17 protein-coding genes are annotated in these 20,607 nt (G+C 67.4%); 10 read left to right on the top strand and 7 right to left on the bottom strand.

The annotated features are described in order from the left end of the window. Window positions 1-142: 142 nt before the first annotated feature. Genes C9992_RS12615 through C9992_RS12600 form a run of 4 tightly spaced genes read left to right on the top strand, consistent with a single transcriptional unit; the run spans window position 143 to window position 4,198 of the window. Window positions 143-1,603, top strand: a complete 1,461-nt coding sequence (locus C9992_RS12615) for a UbiA family prenyltransferase (RefSeq protein WP_160150886.1) — start codon at window positions 143-145, stop codon at window positions 1,601-1,603. Beyond that, window positions 1,600-2,028 (top strand): GtrA family protein, encoded by a 429-nt coding sequence (locus tag C9992_RS12610; protein WP_106815979.1) that lies wholly within the window; start codon window positions 1,600-1,602, stop codon window positions 2,026-2,028. Before C9992_RS12615 ends, C9992_RS12610 begins: the two co-directional genes overlap by 4 nt. After that, window positions 2,025-3,149 carry a glycosyltransferase gene (locus tag C9992_RS12605; RefSeq protein WP_106815978.1) on the top strand — a complete coding sequence of 375 codons (1,125 nt, stop codon included), beginning with the start codon at window positions 2,025-2,027 and terminating at the stop codon, window positions 3,147-3,149. Before C9992_RS12610 ends, C9992_RS12605 begins: the two co-directional genes overlap by 4 nt. Beyond that, a complete protein-coding gene (locus tag C9992_RS12600; RefSeq protein WP_106815977.1) occupies window positions 3,146-4,198 on the top strand; it encodes an acyltransferase family protein in 1,053 nt (350 codons plus the stop codon). The genes C9992_RS12605 and C9992_RS12600 overlap by 4 nt, the downstream gene beginning before the upstream one ends. Here the strand turns inward: C9992_RS12600 and C9992_RS12595 are convergent. Continuing rightward, on the bottom strand, window positions 4,182-6,116 hold the full coding sequence (locus C9992_RS12595; RefSeq protein WP_146145329.1) for a hypothetical protein: 1,935 nt from the start codon (window positions 6,114-6,116) through the stop codon (window positions 4,182-4,184). The two genes, C9992_RS12600 and C9992_RS12595, sit on opposite strands and share 17 nt — an antisense overlap. A gap of 133 nt (window positions 6,117-6,249) precedes the next feature. Between C9992_RS12595 and C9992_RS12590 the strand changes: the two genes are divergently transcribed. Further along, the gene (locus tag C9992_RS12590) at window positions 6,250-7,554 is read left to right on the top strand and encodes an acyltransferase family protein (protein ID WP_106815975.1); all 1,305 of its coding nucleotides are present in this window, start codon (window positions 6,250-6,252) and stop codon (window positions 7,552-7,554) included. 69 nt (window positions 7,555-7,623) lie between these two features. On the opposite strand, the gene C9992_RS12585 is transcribed toward C9992_RS12590, so the two are convergent. After that, on the bottom strand, window positions 7,624-9,765 hold the full coding sequence (locus tag C9992_RS12585; RefSeq protein WP_106815974.1) for a glycosyltransferase family 4 protein: 2,142 nt from the start codon (window positions 9,763-9,765) through the stop codon (window positions 7,624-7,626). 110 nt (window positions 9,766-9,875) lie between these two features. On the opposite strand from C9992_RS12585, the gene C9992_RS12580 reads away from it, so the two are divergent. Further along, the gene (locus C9992_RS12580; protein ID WP_106815973.1) at window positions 9,876-10,745 is read left to right on the top strand and encodes an ABC transporter permease; all 870 of its coding nucleotides are present in this window, start codon (window positions 9,876-9,878) and stop codon (window positions 10,743-10,745) included. A gap of 46 nt (window positions 10,746-10,791) precedes the next feature. Then, the gene (locus C9992_RS12575; protein WP_235008219.1) at window positions 10,792-11,466 is read left to right on the top strand and encodes an ABC transporter ATP-binding protein; all 675 of its coding nucleotides are present in this window, start codon (window positions 10,792-10,794) and stop codon (window positions 11,464-11,466) included. Window positions 11,467-11,497: 31 nt separating this feature from the next. Here the strand turns inward: C9992_RS12575 and C9992_RS12570 are convergent, their stop codons facing one another. After that, window positions 11,498-12,424 carry a glycosyltransferase family 2 protein gene (locus C9992_RS12570; protein ID WP_106815971.1) on the bottom strand — a complete coding sequence of 309 codons (927 nt, stop codon included), beginning with the start codon at window positions 12,422-12,424 and terminating at the stop codon, window positions 11,498-11,500. Between the two features lie 86 nt (window positions 12,425-12,510). Here C9992_RS12570 and rfbA point away from each other — a divergent pair, with 86 nt between their 5' ends. From rfbA to C9992_RS12555, 3 genes are read left to right on the top strand one after another with little or no spacing between them, the layout of a single operon-like run. Beyond that, window positions 12,511-13,383 (top strand): glucose-1-phosphate thymidylyltransferase RfbA, encoded by an 873-nt coding sequence (gene rfbA / locus C9992_RS12565; protein ID WP_106816222.1) that lies wholly within the window; start codon window positions 12,511-12,513, stop codon window positions 13,381-13,383. Next, window positions 13,380-14,381, top strand: a complete 1,002-nt coding sequence (rfbB, locus tag C9992_RS12560; RefSeq protein ID WP_106815970.1) for a dTDP-glucose 4,6-dehydratase — start codon at window positions 13,380-13,382, stop codon at window positions 14,379-14,381. The genes rfbA and rfbB overlap by 4 nt, the downstream gene beginning before the upstream one ends. After that, entirely contained in the window at window positions 14,381-15,790 is a 1,410-nt protein-coding gene (locus C9992_RS12555; RefSeq protein ID WP_106816221.1) for a sugar nucleotide-binding protein, read from the top strand. Before rfbB ends, C9992_RS12555 begins: the two co-directional genes overlap by 1 nt. A gap of 127 nt (window positions 15,791-15,917) precedes the next feature. On the opposite strand, the gene C9992_RS12550 is transcribed toward C9992_RS12555, so the two are convergent. The 4 genes from C9992_RS12550 to C9992_RS12535 form a co-directional block, all read right to left on the bottom strand. Then, window positions 15,918-17,048: a glycosyltransferase gene (locus C9992_RS12550; protein WP_106815969.1), complete on the bottom strand. Its 1,131-nt coding sequence runs from the start codon at window positions 17,046-17,048 to the stop codon at window positions 15,918-15,920. A 3-nt stretch (window positions 17,049-17,051) separates the two neighbouring features. Next, on the bottom strand, window positions 17,052-18,524 hold the full coding sequence (locus C9992_RS12545; RefSeq protein ID WP_106815968.1) for an LCP family protein: 1,473 nt from the start codon (window positions 18,522-18,524) through the stop codon (window positions 17,052-17,054). Continuing rightward, window positions 18,521-18,988 (bottom strand): 5-(carboxyamino)imidazole ribonucleotide mutase, encoded by a 468-nt coding sequence (gene purE / locus C9992_RS12540; RefSeq protein ID WP_106815967.1) that lies wholly within the window; start codon window positions 18,986-18,988, stop codon window positions 18,521-18,523. The genes C9992_RS12545 and purE overlap by 4 nt, the downstream gene beginning before the upstream one ends. Before the next feature lie 462 nt (window positions 18,989-19,450). Next, a complete protein-coding gene (locus tag C9992_RS12535) occupies window positions 19,451-20,587 on the bottom strand; it encodes a 5-(carboxyamino)imidazole ribonucleotide synthase (protein WP_106815966.1) in 1,137 nt (378 codons plus the stop codon). Window positions 20,588-20,607 lie beyond the last annotated feature (20 nt).

Raw genomic sequence — 20,607 nt, 5'->3', positions numbered from 1 at the left:
CCCGCGGTACGCCCGATCACCGCGGGCTTGTGCGGGCGAACCGAGACATCGTGAGTCCGTGCCGCCAGCTGCGAGCAATCCGAACGCTCCCCCGCGACTACTCTTGATCGGGGCAATTCGCACGCGCACTGATAGGAGCGACTTGGAAGAGCAGCGGCCGTTGATCGTCGACCTCGATGGGTCGCTCCTGCGCACCGACACGCTTCACGAGGCGGTTGCGGCTGGGCTTCGGCATCCCGTCCGGCTGCTGAATGCCTCGGCGACCCTCGGCCGCAGCGGCAAAGCCGCGATGAAGCAGGTGCTCGCGGTTGACGGCGTCGATCTGCGTCAGGCGCCGCTGAACGCGTCGGTGGTGGACTTCGTCCATCGGCGGATGGCGGACGGAGGCAGGGTCTTCCTCGTCACCGGAGCGGACCGCATGCTCGCCGACCAGGTCGCCTCCCGCATCCCGGGCCTGAGCGGTGTGATGGCCAGCGACGGCACGACCAATCTCATCGGACCGGCGAAGACACGCGTGCTGGTCGAACGTTTCGGCGAACGCGGATTCGACTACATCGGAAACTCGCGCGCCGATCTCGATGTCTGGGCGCGCTCAGAGGGCAGATACCTCGCCACCCTGCGTCCGGAAGGCGAGCCCGGGTGGGCGCGGGAGGTCGACTTCGACGAGGTTCTTCGGGACGCCTCGCCCAGCCCCCTGCGGACCTGGGCGCGCGCGCTCCGCGTGCACCAGAGCCTCAAGAACGTGCTCATCTTCCTGCCCCTCGTCGCAGCTCACGAGTTCACGAATCCCGGGATGCTGCTCGCCGCCATCGGCGCGTTTATCGCCTTCACGCTGATGGCGTTCGGCGTTTACCTCCTGAACGACACCCTCGACCTGGCCGCTGATCGCGCGCATCACACCAAATACCGGCGTCCGATCGCCGCCGGGTGGGTCTCCCCGCTCACCGCCGTCTTCGCCAGCGGTGTGCTGACGGTCGCCGCCATCGCCCTCGGCGCCCTGCTCGGCCTGCCCTTCCTCGTCGTCCTGCTCGTGTACGCCGTGGCGACCACCTCGTACAGCTTCTGGTTGAAGCGCATCGCAGTGATCGACGTGGTCGTGCTCGCCCTCCTCTATATGGTGCGCATCGTCGCCGGCGCCGTCGTGACCGGTATCGAGCTGTCGTTCTGGTTCACCGCGGTCACGCTCTTCCTCTTCCTCTCCCTCGCCCTGGTGAAGCGGTACGCCGAAGCGCACGAGTCGCGCGAGCGGACCGGCGAGATCCCCGGCCGCGGCTATTCGGGCGAAGACGTGCACGCGATTCTGGCACTCGGCAGCGCCACGGGCATCGCGGCGGTCCTGCTGGCCGCGGTCTACATCCAGAGCGATGCAGTGTCCGACATCTACCCCTCTCCTACGGCGCTCTGGCTGGTGATACCGACCGCGTTCTGCTGGGTCGCGAACCTGTGGCTGAAGGCCGGCCGCGGTCAGATGCACGACGACCCGCTCGTCTTCGCGCTCCGCGACCGTGCCAGCCTCGCCGCCGGCGCGGTGATCCTGCTCGCCTTCGCGGCAGCCTCTGTCCCGGTCGTGGAGCAGCTGATCCCCGGCGGCCAGACACCGTGAGCGACCGCGATCATCTCACCCGGCAGGGACTGCGGTTCCTTCTCGTCGGCGGGTACAACGTCGCCTTCACCCTGGCGGCCTTCTGGGTGCTCGACACCCTGTGGGGCCAGACCATCGGCGTGCAAGCGGTGTACTGGACGTCTGCCGTCCTCGGCGTCATCAACGGCTTCATCGCCCAGCGCATCTTCGTCTGGCGCTCGAGCGGCGCCTGGCACGGCGAACTGCTCAAGTTCTTCGTCCTCAACGCGGCCGTCTCCGCCGTCAACTCCTTCCTGCTGTTCCTCACCGTGACCCTGTGGGGTCTGCCCGCATTCCCCAGCCAGGTCGGCATCACCGCATTGCTGACGCTGACCTCCTTCTTCGTCAGCCGCAACTGGGTATTCCGAGCACCCGCCGAGACCGAAGACGAGAGCACACCGTCATGACACGCCGAATCGATGTCTTCCTGCAGTACTACAAGCCCCATGTCAGCGGGCTGACCAACATGGCGGCCACGCTCGCCGAGTTCGCGGCAGCCCAAGGCTACGACGTGCACGTGCATTGCGTCGCGAAAGCCGGTGCCTCGACGGTGAGCGAGGTGGACGGCGTCACCGTCCATGCGTACCGCCGGTCGTTCTCCCTGGGCCGGGGGAACTTCTCGTTCGGATTCCTGGCAGCCGCGTGGCGGGTCCGCTCCCTCCCGGGCATCGCCCACTTCCATCTCCCGCTCCCGGAATCGGCTTTCTTCGCGTGGACCCTCCGGCACCGCCCCCTCGTCGTGACGTACCAGTGCGACGCCCCGATGATCGGTCGCCTCGGCACGCTGGCGGCCAAGGCTCTGGACATCTCGCACGGCGCGCTCATCCGCAGGTCGGCAGCGACCGCGACGTCGAGCACGGACTACGCCAACAACTCGCGCCTCAGCAAGCTCTTCCGGTCCGTGGGGTCCCTCGGCATCCCCGCGACCAGCCTCGATCGCGCGGGCGGATCGCCGAGGTTCGCGGTGGCCGGTCGCCGGCAGATCGGGTTCCTCGGACGCCCGACTTCCGAGAAGGGAATCGACGTCCTCATGGAGGCGCTCGACCGCCTCCCGGACGACGTGATGCTAACTCTGGCCGGGCCGTTGGACGGACTGAGCGCTGACGTCGGATACGACCGGGCCCGACTGCAGCAGTTGATCGACGCCGGCAGGGTGCGTTCCCTCGGGTTCCTGGAAGAAAGCGACATCGCAGATTTCTATGCGTCGCTGGACCTCTTCGTGCTTCCCTCGACGAACTCGTTCGAGGCGTTCGGCATCGTTCAGGTGGAGGCGATATCGGCGGGCACTCCCGTGGTCGCATCGGATCTCCCGGGCGTGCGGACCATCCCGAGGAACACCGGCTACGGCGAGATCGCACCCGTGGGCGACGCCGAGGGTCTGGCCAAAGCCATCGAGGCGGCCTTGTCGGCGGATTACGACCGGTCTCGCTCGCGCGCCGTCCTCGAGTCCGTGTACCTGCCTCCCGTCCCCGAGAACGCATACCTGGCGATCTTCGACTCGCTGTCGTCCGAAGCGGCGAGACCGTGACGTCCCCCAACGCCGAGCCCCAGTCCCCGCGGGTTCGCGATCGCAGCGTGGACGTCCTGCGAGGGATCGGCATCGTCGTCGTGGCGATGGGGCACGTGGATCTCTCGGGCGTCGGCGGCGCGTGGGCGGTGTACCTCTACTCGTTCAACGTGGCGCTCTTCTTCGTCGTCAGCGGCTACATGTGGCGCGACACTCCCGGAACGCCGTATTGGCGCCTCGTGGTCAAGAAGGCTCGTCAGATCCTCATCCCGTACGCGGTGCTCTTCGCCATCTCGCTGCTGTACGGCCACATCATCGTCCGATACGCGTTCGGCCAGCCGGTCGCTCCCTTCGATCTTCGCCAAACCGCGAAGGCGTTCCTGCTCTCGAGCGAATGGCTGAACACGGTCCCGACGTTCAACTTCGCGCTCTGGTTCCTGCCGATCTTCTTCGTCGCCTCGGCACTGTTCCCACTCATCCAGAAGATCAAGCCGATGGTCGTCTACGTTCCGGTCATCCTCCTCGTGATGGCATCCGCGATCCCGATCCAGTACTGGCTGCCCGGCCGCCCGCCGCTCGCGATCAACGTGCTCCCGGTGGCGATCGGGTTCATGGGCGCGGGGTTCCTGGTCCGCCGCTGGCTCGATGTCCGCCGCGTCGGGCTGCCGGTAGCGACGGCCCTGTTCGCGTTCACGCTCGTGATCGCGTACAACTTCCCAGGCAACGTCGCCGCGATCGGCACACTCTGGTACTTCCCCTCGGCGGTCGCGAGCTTCATCCTCTACCTGCGCATCGCGCAAGATGTGGAATCAAGCCGTCTGCTGGCCTACATCGGTGCGAACAGCCTGGTGATTTTCGGCGTGCACGGACTCGTGGCGAACACCTACGGCCACACGCCGATCCCCTCGTACTTCGCGGGCTGGGACGGGTTGATCACCTACATGATCAACGTCGCGTACGTCGTGCTCGTGAGCGTCGCGATCGTATTCGCCTACCGGTGGGCGAAAGCGCGAGTGCTCTCCCGCCGCCGCACCTCGGCGCCGGGGCCGACGGTCAGCGGCACGCGTTGACGAGGACGGTCGAGCCTGTCGGGAACATTCCCGAGCTCGGCACCGACTGCAGCTCCCGCCAGCACGCCGACTGCTCGGGATAGCGCTCTCGCCACTGGTCCTCGCTCCCCTCGTAGAGGACCAGGAAGTCGGCTGACCGCAGCGGGTCGACCGTCGCCGTGCCTGCCTCGAGCGCTGCCAGCTCCATCGGAACCACGAGGTTGCAGAGGCGATCTCCATAAAGGCTATAGGGGAGCGCCGAGAGCATCGTCTGCTCCGCGTTGCCCCACTCCTTGACGCCGCCGAGAGTCTCGATGGCGATGGTGGAGCACCCGTGTTGGGGCAGCCAGGAACTCCCCGAGCCCGCTCCCCATGGATTGCCGGGAGTCGACGGCTGCGCCGATTCACCGAGGGTGCGCAAGTCCTTGGCCACATGCAGGCCGGGGTACGCGTTGGCCTCGGTCCACGCGATCTGCACGATCGCGATGACCAGCGCGCACACCGCGGCGACGACATCGACGACCCGGACCGCCAGGAAGGATGACAGCACGATGGCGCCGAGGAGGACGACCGTCGGGCCGATCACGTACCGCGCGTCGTAGGCCGAGGGCTGGATCATCACCGTGGCCGCGACAAGACCCACCGCCCCCAGCTGCAGGCGCCAGAGCCACGCAGGCCGGTCATCGCGGCGCCGGACGAGGAAGAGTACCAGCTGAGCGGCCAGGACCACCGCCGCGAGAATAGTGACTGCGAGGGGGACGTAACCGAAGCCGCCCGCCCGTGGGTCGTAGTCGGGCTTCGCAACGCCGTGCAGCATTCCCGTCGCGATCGAACCCAGGTACGTGATCAGGCGGCCGGGGTCGACGAGCCCTGAGCCGCGGTCACCCGAGACGAAGATCGAGAAGTCGACGACGCCGTTGAAGTGCAGGGGCCCGAACGAGGCTTTGACCGGGTAGACCGGGTTGCCGAACGACACCAGATTTCTGGCGTAGAACGCGAGCCCGAGCACCATCGGCGCCGCCGCGCCGACGACCACCGGCCACAGCGCCGCCCACCAGCCGCCGGCACCGCGTCGGCGCAGGAACGCCGTCACGAGCCACACCACCAGGAGCAGCGCGCTCGTCAGGATGCCTGCGGGCTTGGTGGCCAAGATGGCTGCCGCAATCGTCCCGGCCAGTATCATCTCGGGTGCGCCGACGCGCTTGACCACCAGGATGACGACCATCAGGGTGGCGACGGCGGCGCCGTACGCGACGTCGACATAGAGAATGCGGGGCTGAAGCCAGATCACGGGCGCCGAGACGATGAGCGCGCCGAAGGCGACACGCACCCACGGGAGGGAGAATCGCCGCGCGAGCATGACGTTGAGGGCGAGCAGCAGGATGACCAGATGGGGCAGCTGAACGCCGTTGTCGAACACCGTCGCCCCGGTGAACGAGGCGAGGTTCACCCCGCCCATCATGGTCAGGTCGGTGTAGAACATGTACTGATTCGGGGACTGCCATCCCCAGAGCGTCCCCGTCTGCAGAAGCTGCGCCAAGATCGGTCCGTGGTACAGCTGCCCGTCGATCGAGAGTTCGGGCGTGATGACCACCGCGAAGACCTGGATCGCCAGCAGTGCGGCGATGATCGCGGCGCTCGGCCACGCCGCCGACGTCCAGCGCCGCAAGCCGCCGGAACTCCGGACGAGCCGCCTGCGCGCGCGCGGCGTCGACGCGATGGTCACGAGCACCACCGCGCACACCAGGTTGGTGATCTGCCATGGCAGGCCGATCGCCGCGAGGCCAGCGAGGACGAGTCCGTAGCCGTAGACACCCGCGACCGCCGCGAAGAGCAGCGACACGGAACGACCGCGGCTCGGTGCCATGAGGAGGTAGACGACGAGGAACACCGCCAATTGCACGGCGAGCCCGACGATCCCAGCACCCATATTCAGCACACGGCGAGAATAGTCGAACCGCGCATGCGCCGCGGACGACCCCTCCATTCGGGATGTGGGCGTGGCCGTGAAAGAATCTCCACTGCCGCCGATCCCTTCTGCCCCGGTCGGCCACCCTGAGGAGCAGCTCCCGATGACCGAACCACGCCGACCGCAGGGCGGCGGCATCGCCTTCCCGTCCGTCGAGGTCACACCCATGGGCGAGCGCCGGATCGGCGCCCTCACCGGGATCCGCTGGTGGGCGGCGTTCGGAGTGCTCCTGTCCCACAACATCCCCGGTGGCGACACCCCGCGAATCATCCAGTCCTTCTTCGAGCAGGGCAACCTCGGCGTCACGGTCTTCTTTGTGCTGTCGGGCTTCATCCTCACTTACACGTACGCCGGATCCCTCGCCAGGCCGACGGGCGCCAAGATCTGGAACTTCTACGTCGCGCGATTCGCCCGCGTCTACCCGCTGTACCTGCTCGTCCTGCTGTGGGTCACCCCGCGGAAGATCGTCACGTATGGCGCCCCGATCGATGAGTCGTGGCTCGGGCACCTCTTCGGCGTGCAGGCGTGGTTCCGCCTCCCGATCGCCTGGGACTGGAACGGCCCCGCGTGGTCGGTCTCCGTCGAGTTCTTCTTCTACGCACTGTTCCCGCTCATCATCTTCCTCGCGCGACCGCTGCTCACATCGGCGCGACGGGCATGGGTCTTCGCTGGGATCGCCCTCGCCGCGGTCGTCCTCGAGTCGGTGCTTGCCGAGCCTATCGGCTGGACGAGCGATGGAACGGCCACGGTCTTCCCGCCGCTGCGGCTGTGCGACTTCGTGCTCGGCATGGCGATGGGCGCGGTCTACCTCCGGTCGAAGTCCAACCGACGCCTCGCGCGCTGGGGCCTAGTGCTGCTCGCGCTGTGGCTCGTGTGGACGATCCTGGTCATCTGGCTGCGCACTTCGTACTTCGGGCTCCCCGGCTTCAACATCGCGTACGCCATTCCCTCCGCGGCGCTCATCCTAGGGCTCGCCTGGACACCCGATCTCGCCACGACCCGGTGGCTCGCGACCCGCCCCATGATCGTGCTTGGCGAGGCGTCCTACGCCTTCTACCTGATCCACATGTCGGTCGGCGCCGACCTGACGCTCGGCCTCCTGTCCAACGGATTCGGCAAGAAGAACACCTTCTTGTGGATTATCGGCGTGATCTTCCTCACCGCGATGGCGATCGGCCTCAACACGATGGTGGAGACGCCGGCCCGGCGATTCATCCGCAAGTGGCTCACACCCCAGCGCAAGCGCGCCGCGCCCTCGGGCCCACGACGGGCCGAGCAAGAGCACGCCGTCACCGACGACTCGACCGCAGCACCGAGCGACTCCGCGTCCGATGCCGCGAAGGAGCCTGAACCCGAAACGGCGGAGGGAACCCAGGCGGCGATGCGCGCCAGCGCCGCGCGTGACTAGACCAGACCGCATCGTCGTGGCCGCTTCCCCGGTGACGGCGTCGCTCGACCGGCGCTTCGCGCGGCCGGGTCACGACGCGGGGGCTGCGCCGTCGGCCGCCGTCGCGGCCTCACGGAAGTAGCCGACGACCGAATGCAGTCGCGCATCGAACGCGTCGACGGAGAAGGACGACTCGATGCGCGCGCGGGCGGCGTCGGCGCGTTCCAGCGCCTCGCGCTCGTTCGCGATGATCGTCGCGAACGCGTCGAGATACGACGACACGTCGTCGAAGGCGGGTACGGGAAACCCCGTCGTGGTGTCGAGCACCTCGCCGACCCCGCCCACCAGAGGAGCGACCACCGGGATGCCGGCGGCCATGGCTTCGAGGAGGCTCAGCGGCAGCCCCTCCCACTCACTGGTGAGCACGTAGGCGTCGAAATCGTCGACCGGCAGCTCACGGAACGAGGCGAACGGCGGGTGACGCACAGCACCCGCGCGCTCGAGCCGGTCCAGGGTGTCGGCCAGGGCCGCGTCACCCATCACCTCGAGACCGTAGAAGTGCAGCTCCACCGGGAGCCCGCGCGAGCGAGAGGTCTCCGCGATGCCTGCGAGGATGTCGAGCCGCTTCGGAAGGTCGAACCGGCCGGCCCAGAACACGCGCAGGGGCCTGGCTGCACCGACCCCCGCCGGCGAGGTCCGATGCCGACGCGGGACGTCGACGACGTTGCGCTGGACGACGAACTTCGAGCGGTCGTATCCGAGTTCGTCCACGACGCGGTCGATGTACTGCCGCGTGTCAACGAGCACCCCCGAGACGTGATCGAGGAAGTGCGGCGATCTCAGAAACAGGACCGACAGGCGCTCCCCGTCGTTGCTGCGGTCGATCGCGAATGTCGAGAGGAAGAGCCGGGAGTGTTTCGCCAAGGCCGCACCGAAGCGCTCCACGACGTCGAAAGCTACAGTGGAATTGAACGCGTGCACGGTGTGCGGGCGCAGCTGTCCGACGAGCTGCGGAACGATCCATCCGACGAGCGCGTCGCGGTGCACGCCGCGATCGAGGACGGACACGCACTCCACGACGCTCGCCTTGCCCCTCACTTCCCCAATTCTGGTCGAGCGGACCGGCTCGGTGGTGATCACTGCGATCGACGCGTCAGGGTCGTTGCGAAGGATCGCATCGATGTAGTCGACCACGACGCGATCCCCACCACCGGTGCGCAGCCACGGCGCGAAGAACAGGTAGTCAAGGCGATCCGGAAGCTGCGACCGCAGCCACCAGTACGCCTCGATCTCGCGCATGACGCCTGGAGCGAGCGCGTCCCAGTCCTCGGCCCAGCGAGCGACGTCCGACCTCGGGAACGGCACGAGGGGCTCGATCCGATTGGCGGCCCGCCACGCATCGACGAGTGTGTGCTCGAACCGCTCAGCGCTCGCGCGCCGCCGGCGAAGAGCCTCCGCCATCTCCAGCCACGGGCGAGCGAGGCGTCCTCCCACGCGGCGAGCGCGGGGGAAAAGCCGGGTTGCCCTCAGTGGCCGAGGGAGCGCAGCACCTTCAGCGACAGCAGAATCCGCAAGCGTCGGCAGCGCGCCGAGCACTGGGCCTGATCGGACCCTGGCGTCGTAGTCGCCCCAGCGACGGATGAAGGTCGCGGTATGGGGCACTACCCGCTGCGGGATGGCAGCCTGAACCAGGCTCGCCGTCAGGGCGAGGCTGCCCCCTTCGTCGGGTGCAACGCCGCTGAGGGTCTCGCGACGAGCCATAAGCGTGGGTGCCCAGACCTCGACGTGGGCCAGCGCCCGCCTGGTTCGCACCTCATCTGGCCGGACCGGCTCCCACGTGGGCTGCGTCCACGTTCCGGTGCGACGACCGAAAGTCACTGCTTCGCCCGGCCGGAGGACCGCGCCGCCGTCGCTCTCGGCGGCGTGACGCAGGAACTGGTCGTCGACAAGGTCCCCGGCTTCGACGATCGCGAGGTAGTTCGCGGACGACTCGGCGATGACGCGGGAAACGAGTGCCGCGGGATCCTCGACCTCGAGCGCGCGCACCGTGGCGTTGGCGCGCACGTGCTCGGGAACCCGCGCCGCCACAGCAGGGCTCGCGGCGACGGTCAGACGCACATCGAAGTTGTCGCGAGCGGCCTCGCCCGCCAGGAGGACGGAACGCACTGTCGGAGCCAGCTCGCGACCGTGACGCCACGCGGGAACGATGACGTCGATTGTGGAACGGGGCACGTCGTCCTTTCCGGCAGTGCGCCCATGATATCCACTGCGCTCCTAGACGATCTGCCAGCCAGGGCAGATTAGGATGTTGTGGTTGCGTGCCCGACCAACGCCAGAACCCTATGACACAAGAACCCTCCTCCGCCGCCTCGGCCCTGCGGTCCCCCGGCGCCGGTCTCGGTCTCATCGATGTGCTGCGCCGACGACACCTGCTTGCCCTGCTGGTGCGCAAAGAGGTGCAGATCCGCTATCGCGGCTCGGTCCTCGGCTGGCTCTGGTCGTATGTCAAGCCGCTCGTCCAGTTCGCCGTCTTCTTCGTGGCGCTCGGAATCTTCCTGGGCCTCAACTCATCGATCGAGTTCTACCCGGTCTACCTCCTCGCCGGCTTCACCGCCGTGACGTTCTTCAGCGAGGCGTTCCAGAACGGCACCAAGAGCATCGTCGACAACGCGCCGCTCATCAAGAAGATCTACCTTCCGCGAGAGCTCTTCCCGGTGGCCAGCATGCTGGTGGCGACGGTCAACGTCCTCCCCCAGGTCCTCGTGGTCTGGGTCATCGCGATCGTGTTCGGCTGGCACTTCTCCTTCGCCGCCGTCGGTGCGATCATCCTCGGTTTCCTGATCATCGCAATCCTGTCCACCGGCCTCGGCCTGCTGTTCGGCGCGATCAACGTCGCATTCCGCGACGCGCAGAGCTTCGTCGAGATCATCATCATGTGTGCGATGTGGGCGTCGCCGGTCATGTACCAGTGGTCGATGGTGCAGGAGCAGGTCTCCGCTCTCTGGTTCGACATCTACAGGCTGAATCCGCTGACCCCCGCCGTGGAGCTCTTCCACTTCGGCTTCTGGCTCGCTCTGGATCCCGAAGGCGGCCGCCCGATGCCCGACCTCGCCCAGTACTCGTTGTACGCGTTGATCGTCGCGGTCGCAGCGCTCCTGATCGGTCAGGTCGTCTTCCGCAAGTTGGAGGGGCGCTTTGCACAAGAGCTCTAGTGAAACGCCGGCCATCCTGGTCGAAGACGTCCATAAGGACTTCAAGTTGCGTCACACGCACTCCATCAAGGAGACGTTCCTCGCTGCCGTTCGACGCAAGCCGCTGACGACCGACTTCCACGCGCTGGACGGTGTGTCCTTCGCCATCGAGCCGGGTGACTCGGTCGCATTGCTCGGCTTCAACGGCTCGGGCAAGTCCACGATGTTGAAGCTCATCTCGGGCGTGCTTCTTCCCGATCGCGGGCAAGTGCGCACGCGTGGGCGTGTCGCCGGTCTCATCGAGGTCGGCGCCGGCTTCCACCCGGACCTGTCCGGACGCGAGAACGTGTACCTCAACGCCGCCATCCTGGGGATGTCCAAGAAGGAGACGGAAGACCGCTTCGACGAGATCGTCGCCTTCAGCGAGATCGAGAAGTTCATCGACACGGAGGTGAAGCACTACTCTTCCGGCATGTTTCTGCGTCTGGCTTTCGCCGTCGCCATCCACACGGAGCTCGACATCCTGCTGATCGACGAGATCCTCTCGGTCGGTGACGAGCCGTTCCAGCAGAAGTGCTTGGCGCGCATTCGCGACATGCACGACCAGGGCAAGACGCTGGTCGTCGTCTCGCACGACCTGGATATGGTCTCGAACCTGTGCAGCCGCGGGATCCTGCTCCGCAGCGGGCAGGTCGCGTTCGACGGCGACAGCAAGGAGGCCGTCGCGGTGATGCGCGGCTGAGGCAGGCGGACGCAGCCCGCGGAGCGGACGGCTACTTCCGACGACGCAGCCGGCGCAGTCGTCGCCAGACCGGATGGCGGGCATAGATCTCGCGTGCGAGATCCTCGTCACGGCGGGAGAGTGCGGCGAGCAGTTCCTGATGTTGACGTTCCATCTCGGCGCGGAGATTCTTTTCCACTAGGGCGATGTAGAGGGGCAAACCGGGCCCGTTCTCCCGCACCCAGCGGGTCAGCTCCCGGTCGCGGACCGCGAGGTCGTCGCGGGCATGGGCGCCCTGCAGCTCAAACATGCTGTTCCCGTCCGCTCCCTCGGCGGCGGGGCGATGCATCCAGTACGCGAGCGGGACCCCGCCGAGGAAGGCCACGGGATGCCGAGCGGTCAGGCGCAGGTAGAACTCCCAGTCTTCCACCGTCTCGAGCGATTCGTCGTAGCCGCCCAGTTCGTCGTGGACGGCACGTCGATACACGAACGAGATCGGCACCGCCCGATTGATCTCGAGCAGGCTTGTAAAGTCCACGTGGGTGAGCCCCGCCCAATACGGCATGCGGGCCGTCTCGACCCATTCACCGTCACGAAGCTCCTCTTCCAGGATCTCGGTCGCCACCATGACACCGGCATCCTGCGGACTCGCGTCCAAGAGCGCGACGGTCTTGGCGAGAAAGTCGGGGTGCCACAAGTCGTCGTCGTCGTGGAGCACGATGTACTCCGCACTGGTCGACCGCACTCCGAGGTTCGCCGCGGCGCAACGCCCACCCGGCGCGACTGTGTCGATGACTGAGACGCGGTCGGCTATCGACGACGACCGTACCACTGCGTCCACTTCCCCGCGGACACCACCGTCGTTGACGACCATGACCTCGGCTTCGCCGAACGACTGCGACGCGATGTCTTCGAGTGCCCGGCCGAGAAGGGCCGGACGATTCTTGGTGCGCACGACGACGGACACGCGATATGGCATCCGACCAGCGTACCGGGGCAGATCTGCGTGGCGGGGAACACCGGCGCTGATAGCGTCGGTGTCGACGGCAGAGAGAGGGAGTGGAGTTGAAGGGGATTCTCCTCGCGGGAGGTTCGGGCACGCGTCTGCACCCCGTGACATTGGGCGTTTCAAAGCAGCTTGTTCCGGTGTTCGACAAACCGATGATCTACTACCCCCTATCGACGCTGATGCTCGCCGGAATCCGGGAGATCCTGGTCATAACCACACCTCACGACCAGTCCGCCTTCCAGCGCCTCCTCGGGGATGGAAGCCAGTTCGGCGTGGATCTCTCGTTTGCCGTGCAGGCGTCGCCCGACGGTCTCGCGCAGGCGTTCACGATCGGCGCGGAATTCATCGGCGGCGACCGAGTCGGGCTCGCGCTGGGCGACAACCTGCTGTACGGCCCTGGGCTCGGCTCCCAGCTGGAGCGCTACACCGAGGTCGACGGCGGCGTCATCTTCGCGTACTGGGTCGCCGAGCCGTCCGCGTACGGTGTTGTGGAGTTCGACTCGTCCGGTCGCGCGATCTCCCTCGAGGAGAAGCCAGCGCGACCCAAGAGCAATTACGCAGTACCCGGCCTCTACTTCTACGACAACGACGTCGTGGAGATCGCGCGCGGACTCTCGCCGAGCGCGCGGGGCGAACTGGAGATTACCGATGTCAATAGCGCCTACCTGCGTGAGCAGAGGCTGCAGGTGGAGGTTCTGCCTCGGGGCACCGCGTGGCTGGACACAGGCACGTTTGACCAGATGACCGACGCTGCCGACTACGTGCGAACCATGCAACGGCGCACCGGGCTGTCGATCGGCGTTCCGGAGGAGGTGGCGTGGCGCCGGGGCTTCCTGACCGACGACGACTTGCGCGCACGCGCCGAGAAACTCACCAAGTCCGGATACGGCGCGTATCTCCTCGAGGTGCTGGAAGGCGGGCTGGGATGAGCCGGCGTCTGCTCGTGACCGGCGGGGCTGGCTTCATCGGATCGAACTTCGTTCACCACGTCCTGGAGCACACCGACGACCACCTGACGGTTCTCGACAAGCTCACGTATGCCGGAAACCGTGCGTCCCTCGACGGCCTTCCCGCGAATCGCTTCCGGTTCGTGCAGGGCGACATCACTGACCGGAATCTCGTGGACGAGCTCTTCGCGGACGCGGACGCCGTCGTGCACTATGCGGCGGAGTCCCACAACGACAACTCTCTCGACAACCCGCGTCCGTTCCTCGACACGAACATCGTCGGCACATACACACTGCTGGAAGCGGCGCGCAAGCACGATCGCCGCTTCCACCACATTTCGACTGACGAGGTGTACGGCGATCTGGAGCTGGACGACCCCCAACGTTTCACGGAGTCGACACCGTACGACCCCTCGTCGCCGTACTCCGCCACGAAAGCGGGAAGCGACCTCCTCGTCCGCGCCTGGGTCCGTTCGTTCGGGGTGCGGGCGACGATCTCGAACTGCTCGAACAACTACGGGCCCTACCAACACGTGGAAAAGTTCATTCCTCGTCAGATCACCAATGTGATCCGCGGGATCCGCCCCAAGCTCTACGGCAGTGGTGAGAACGTCCGCGACTGGATCCACGCCGACGACCATTCGTCAGCCGTCCTGACCATCCTCGACAAGGGCGCCATCGGGGAGACGTATCTCATCGGCGCCGACGGCGAGAAGAACAACCGGGAAGTCGTCGAACTGATCCTCGAACTCATGGGACAGCCGGGCGACACATACGACCACGTCACCGACCGCGCGGGGCACGATCTCCGATACGCCATCGATTCGACCAAGCTTCGGTCCGAACTTGGGTGGTCCCCGGCTTACCGCGACTTCCGTGCCGGCCTGGAAGCCACTATCCGCTGGTATCGAGACAACGAATCATGGTGGGCGGGAACAAAGGACGGCGTTGAGGCCTTCTACGCCGCAAAGGGCCAGTGATGACCGTTTTCGGCAAGACGATGTCCCTGAGCCGTACCCCCATCCCTGGTCTCGTCGTCTTCGACCTTCCCGTCCACGGCGACTCTCGCGGCTGGTTCAAGGAGAACTGGCAACGCGAGAAGATGATGGCTGCTGGGCTGCCGGATTTCGGCCCCGTGCAGAACAACATCTCATTCAACGACGCCGTCGGCACGACACGCGGCATCCATGCGGAACCGTGGGACAAGTGGGTATCGGTGGCCTCAGGCCGGATTTTCGGGGCTTGGGTCGATCTTCGAGAGGGACCGACGTTCGGGGCTGTGTTCACGACCGAGCTCGACCCGTCGCGCGCGGTCTTCGTACCCAGAGGCGTCGGCAACTCGTACCAGACACTCGAGCCGAACACCGCCTACACGTATCTCGTCAACGACCATTGGTCACCCTCGACGTCGTACTCCTTCCTGAACCTCGCCGATGAAACCGTCGCGATCGACTGGCCGATCCCGTTGGCCGACGTAGAGATCTCGGCAAAGGACCTTGCACACCCTCGCCTTTCCGAGGTGAAGCCGATCGCGCCGCGAAAGATCCTCGTCGTCGGCGCGGGTGGTCAGCTCGGACTGGCGCTGCGAGCACAGTTGGCGCACCAGGACAGCGTTGAGTTCACGACACGGGCGGAGTTGGACATCGCTTCTGCGCAGCTGAGCACTGCCCGGCATTGGCGAGACTATGGCGTCATCGTCAACGCGTCCGCGTATACCGCCGTCGACACGGCGGAGACGCCCGAGGGAAGGCGCAGGGCCTGGTCATCCAACGTGTTCGGAGTCGCTGCACTTGCCAGAGTGGCGACTGAGCACGGCATCACTCTTGTCCATGTCTCCAGCGACTACGTCTTTGATGGGTCCCTGCACCGCGCCTACCGCGAGGACGACCTGTTCTGCCCGCTCGGTGTCTACGGCCAGACGAAAGCCGCTGCCGACGCGATCGTTGCGACGGTGCCGCGCCACTACATCGTTCGGACGTCATGGGTCATCGGTGAGGGCAAGAACTTTGTTCGCACGATGGCGTCATTGGCAGGCCGCGGTGTTGATCCGAAGGTCGTCATGGACCAGACAGGCAGGCTCACGTTCACCGACGACATCGCTCGGGCTATACGTCACCTCGTCGAGGCTGAGGGAGAGTACGGGACATATAACCTGACCGGCTCCGGTGAACCGACTTCGTGGGCGGATATCGCGCGTCGCGTGTACGCGCTCCTCGGATACGATACCGGCCGCGTCACAGCTGTGAGCACCGAGGAGTACTTCGCGTCAGTGCCTGGGCCTGTCGCGCCGCGCCCGAGGAACAGCGTCCTGGATCTCAGCAAGATCGAAGCGACCGGATTCGTCACCACGCCTGTGGACGAATCGCTTCGGCGCTATTTGGCTACGTAGGATTACCACGTGCAGCGCGCACACGACCAGACGATGCGGAACATCGACGGTAGCTGGATCTGCGGTCTGCGTGGCCACGTCTTCGAGCCAGCCTGAACTTTGTCGGAAACGGTCGCCGTCGAGCGGCCTACAGCTCCGCGTGCAGCACCCAGACCTTATCGGCCGCCTCGCGCCACGAGAAGGCCCGCCCGCGGTCGCCTGACAGCACGGCGAGCCGCTCCGCCGCGGACGTCGACCCGAGTCCGGCGGTCAGGGCAGCGCCCAGTCCCTCGGACAGCTCGGCCGCATCAGAGGCGGTCACCAGCACTCCCCCGTCGTGCACGACCTCTTCGTGTACCGCGGAGGATGCCGCGAACACCGGCACGCCGAGCGTCAAGGCATCCACCACGCGCCAGGGGAAGGCCGCGCGACGCGACGGCGCCACGAACCCCAGAGCGGCGCCGTACACGGCAGCGCGATCAGCGGCCGCCAACGAACCCCGCACGTGCAGCGCGCGTTCGGGAATCCCCGCTGCCGATGCGAGATCCGCCACGGCCGGCTCATGCCCATCCTCGACGTCGATCACCACGACGGGGAGATCCACACCGGATGCCGCCACCGCCGCCAGCCCGACCCCCAGGCCCTCCGAGCCCAGCGGTCCGCCCGCCAGGAGCAGGAATCCCTCGGGAAGGCCCAACTCCCGGCGACGCCCCACCTCGTCCGTCGGCACCGAGAAGCCCAGCGGCGCGGCTCCCGCGATGACACGGGTGCGATCGCTCAGGCGTGGCGCGATTTCCGCCAGCCTCTCACCGATCGAATGCGTCGGAACGACCACCGCGTCCGCGTGCTTCACTGCGCGCTTGAGCATCGCCTTGTGCCAGGCCACCGCCGCCTTCGGCAGCTCGGCCGGGGATTCCCAGGGCCGCAGGTCCCACACTGTCACCACGGTCTGGTCGTGGTCGTGCACCCGGTCGTGGCGCACGAGCGGCGCGAACAGCGACGGGGAGTGGATCATGCCGCCGCCGATCCCGGTGCCGACGCCCAGCTGCAGCGCCGCGGCCAGCTCGCGTCTGGCCAGGGCGGTTCGCCGAACGCCCGCGAGTCCGGGGACGGCAGCCCACGCCTCGGGATCGCCCCCGGCCGGTGCGACGGCCTCCACCTCGCAGCCAGCGGGCGCCCCGGCCACGAGCGCGCGGGCGAGCTCGCGGGATGCCTCGGCCAGCGCCGGCTCGGTCGGCGCGACGAGCTGGTCCAGCACGACGCGCAGTGTCGCGACCACCGGTCAGCCCTCGGGGGTCGGGGTCGGCGGGTGGAGCGTGGTCTGCACCAGCTCCTTGATGTAGGCGTAGTCCGGGTTGAACTCGTCGATGCCGCCCTGCGGCGTCAGCTCGAGCGTCGTCACCGGCTGCTCCTTCGCCTTGAGCGCGAGGTCCACCAGCGTGGGGATGAGGGACTGCGGCAGATCGGTCTGCACGATGTCGGCACCGGCCGCGGCGACCTCCTGGAACCGCGTCAGCACCACCTGCGGCGTGAACTGCGCGAGGATCGCCTCCTGCAGCTCGCGCTGGCGCCGCATCCGGTCGAAGTCGCTGGTGGTGTAGCGCGAGCGCGCGTACCACTGGGCGGTGTCGCCGTCCATGTGCTGCTGCCCCGGCTCGATCCAGCCGATCGCCCACGCATCCACGTCATGCGGGTCCACGCCCTCGGGCGGACCGCCCTTGGGAAGGCGCTCGACGACGTTGATGTCGACGCCGCCCAGTGCGTCGACGAGCGAGGCGAAGCCGTGCATGTCGACGAAGACGTAGTACGGGATCTCGATGCCGAGGATGCCCTCCGCGGCATCCTTGGTCGCCTCGATGCCCGGCGCCGAGCCGTTGGCGGCGGCATCCGGATACAACTGATTACCGTCCTGGCACACCTCGACCTCGGTGCGCAGCTGGTTGATGCCGCTCCCCCAGCCGCAGTTCGCGTCGGCGTGCCCTTCGTGCCCGTTGGGGTACTTCTCCTGCATCGGCCCCTCCGCGAACGGGAAACGGGGCATGTCGCGCGGGATGCCGGTGATCGTGGTCGCGCCCGTCTGCGCGTTGACCGACACGACCGAGATGCTGTCGAACCGCATCGAGTCGCGACCTTCGCCGCTGTCGGCGCCGAGCAGCAGGATGTTGTAGTAGCCGTCGGACGGCGGAACCGTGGGGCCGCTCGCGCCGAAGATGGTGCTGATCGTGCTGCGCACCGTGCCGACCGCGTTCGACGCGTACGCCGCGGTGCCGCTGGCCACGACCATGAGCGCGACCGCGGCCAGCGCGATCCCGAACCGCGCGATGCGGCCGGTCCTCACCAGACGCACCAGGCGCAGGGTGTCGATCGTGAGCACGATCCACAGGATCGCGTAGGCGATGAGCAGGCCCTGCGCGATCAGGAGCGGCACGGGCCGAAGAAGTCCCAGCCAGTCCGGCAGCCAGGCGCTCGTCACGATGCTCAGCCCCGCCGTCGGCGCGAGGAGGGCGAACAGCAGTGCGACGACCGCGAGCACCCAGAGCACGAGCGTCGCGCCGATGCCGAAACGGCCCAGCTTTCGGTTACCGGCCAGCACCTGTGCGGAACCGGGGATGAGGAAGTTGAGCGCCACCAGCCACCACCCGCGCCGCGTCATCATGGGCCGTGACGAGGCATCCGGGTATCTCATCGGCCGCTCCTCGACGACCGACGGGCCCGCACTCCGTGCGGTGGTACGCGGCGCGCTCATGACGCTCACAGCGACTCCTTGAGCCGCCGGTTCTTCTCTTCGACCTGGGCCTCGAGGTCGCGCGCGTACGCCTCGATCCGGTCGGCGACGGCGCCGTCTGCCGACCCGAGGATGCGCGCCGCGAGCAGCCCGGCGTTCTTCGCGCCGTTGATCGAGACCGTGGCGACCGGGATGCCGGCAGGCATCTGCACGATGCTCAGGAGCGAGTCCATGCCGTCCAGCGTCGCAAGCTGTACGGGCACCCCGATCACGGGAAGCGCGGTCACGGAAGCGAGCATTCCGGGGAGGTGCGCGGCGCCGCCCGCGCCGGCGATGATGGCGCGCAGGCCCCGGGAGCGAGCGTCGCGCCCGTAGCGCATCAGCTTGTCGGGAGTGCGGTGGGCCGACACCACCTCGACCTCGTGCGGGATGCCGAGATCCGTGAGCGCCTGCGAGGCGTCGCTCATGACCCGCCAGTCCGAGTCGGAGCCCATCACGACGCCGACCAGCGGGGCGTCGGCAGAGTGCAGGGGCCGCGGTTCAGGTGTGGACGCAGTCACCCGTCAAGGGTAGGGGCGAAGGCTGGAAGATCCCCGCAACGGCGCGGCACCGAGGCGTTTCGTCTCGCTTCGCTCGCTCAACGACCGGGCGCAGGCTTCGCTCGCTCGATGGCCGAGGGCAAGCGCGTTTCGTCTCGCTTCGCTCGCTCAACGACCGGGCGCAGGCTTCGCTCGCTCAACGACCGGAAACACGACCCGCTCGCTCGACGACCGGGCGCAGGCTTCGCTCGCTCGATGGCCGAGGGCGAGCGCGTTTCGTCTCGCTTCGCTCGCTCAACGACCGGAAACACGACCCGCTCGCTCAACGACCGGGAACACGACCCGCTCGCTCGACGACCGGCGGCGAGTGCCGGTCGTTGAGCGAGGGAGCGCAGCGACCGAGACGAAACGCGCGGCTCAGTCGAGGAAGAAGGATGCCGCGGCCCGCGCCTGGTAGGCGACGTCATCGAGGTCCTGCCCGATGACGTTCACGTGGCCGACCTTGCGACCGGGACGCGGCGCCTTGCCGTAGGTGTGCACCTTGGCCTGCGGGTGCTCCGACATCGCGGCGGCGAACCGCGCGTCGAGCGCGTCTTCGGCGGGGCCGCCGAGGATGTTCACCATCACGGCCCACTCCGTGACCGGGTCGGTGTCGCCGAGCGGCAGGTCGAGTACCGCGCGCAGGTGCTGCTCGAACTGACTGGTCACGGCGCCGTCCTGGCTCCAGTGGCCGCTGTTGTGCGGGCGCATCGCCAGCTCGTTGACGAGGAGCCGCTCGTCGGTGGTCTCGAACAGCTCGACAGCGAGCATCCCCGTCACGTCGAGCCCCTCGGCGATGGATACCCCGATGCGGGCCGCGACCTCCTGCAGTCGTTCACCCGAGTGGGGCGCCGGTGCGACGACCTCGGCGCATACGCCGTTGCGCTGCACCGTCTCGACGACGGGATACGCCCGCACATCACCCGACGGACGGCGGGCCACTTGCTGGGCGAGCTCGCGTGTGAAGTCCACGAGCTCCTCGACGAGCAGGGCGCCGCCACGGGCATCCTCCGCGAGCGTCGTGAACCAGTCCTCGGCCTCGGTGCCGGCCGAGACGACCCGCACCCCCTTGCCGTCGTAGCCGCCGCGGGGCGTCTTCACGACGGCACGCCCGCCGTGCTCGTCGATGAATGCCTGCAGCTGTTCGCTGTCGGTGACGGCCGCCCAGTCGGGCTGCGGCATCCCGAGCTCTTCCAGTCGTGCGCGCATGAGGAGCTTGTCCTGCGCGAATCGCAGGGCGTCAGGCCCCGGGTGCACCGCGACACCCGCCTCGACGAGCGAGGCGAGCACATCCTGCGGCACGTGCTCATGGTCGAAGGTGAGCACATCAACGTCGCGGGCGAACGCCAGCACGGTGTCGGCGTCGCGGTAGTCCCCCACCGCGGTCGCGGCCAGACTCGCCGCCATCCCCTCCTCTTCGGCGAGGACTCGAAGCTCGACCCCCAGCTCGACCGCCGGCGCGATCATCATGCGGGCCAGCTGCCCGCCCCCGACGACTCCGACTCGCAGCGTCATGCCACTCCCTCTCGACTGCA

The organism is Microbacterium timonense (genome assembly GCF_900292075.1).
GTDB lineage: Bacteria > Actinomycetota > Actinomycetes > Actinomycetales > Microbacteriaceae > Microbacterium > Microbacterium timonense.
Note: the sequence above shows the minus strand (reverse complement) of the source record. Positions and strands in the feature narration are given on the sequence as shown.

Bases quoted from the DNA above. Each gene is read 5' to 3' on its own strand.
- C9992_RS12535 (WP_106815966.1), bottom strand. From the start codon at position 20,587: ATGACGCTGCGAGTCGGAGTCGTCGGGGGCGGGCAGCTGGCCCGCATG.
- purE (WP_106815967.1), bottom strand. From the start codon at position 18,988: ATGGGCTCCGACTCGGACTGGCGGGTCATGAGCGACGCCTCGCAGGCG.
- C9992_RS12570 (WP_106815971.1), bottom strand. From the start codon at position 12,424: ATGCCATATCGCGTGTCCGTCGTCGTGCGCACCAAGAATCGTCCGGCC.
- C9992_RS12580 (WP_106815973.1), top strand. From the start codon at position 9,876: ATGACACAAGAACCCTCCTCCGCCGCCTCGGCCCTGCGGTCCCCCGGC.
- C9992_RS12590 (WP_106815975.1), top strand. From the start codon at position 6,250: ATGACCGAACCACGCCGACCGCAGGGCGGCGGCATCGCCTTCCCGTCC.
- C9992_RS12555 (WP_106816221.1), top strand. From the start codon at position 14,381: ATGACCGTTTTCGGCAAGACGATGTCCCTGAGCCGTACCCCCATCCCT.
- C9992_RS12605 (WP_106815978.1), top strand. From the start codon at position 2,025: ATGACACGCCGAATCGATGTCTTCCTGCAGTACTACAAGCCCCATGTC.
- rfbB (WP_106815970.1), top strand. From the start codon at position 13,380: ATGAGCCGGCGTCTGCTCGTGACCGGCGGGGCTGGCTTCATCGGATCG.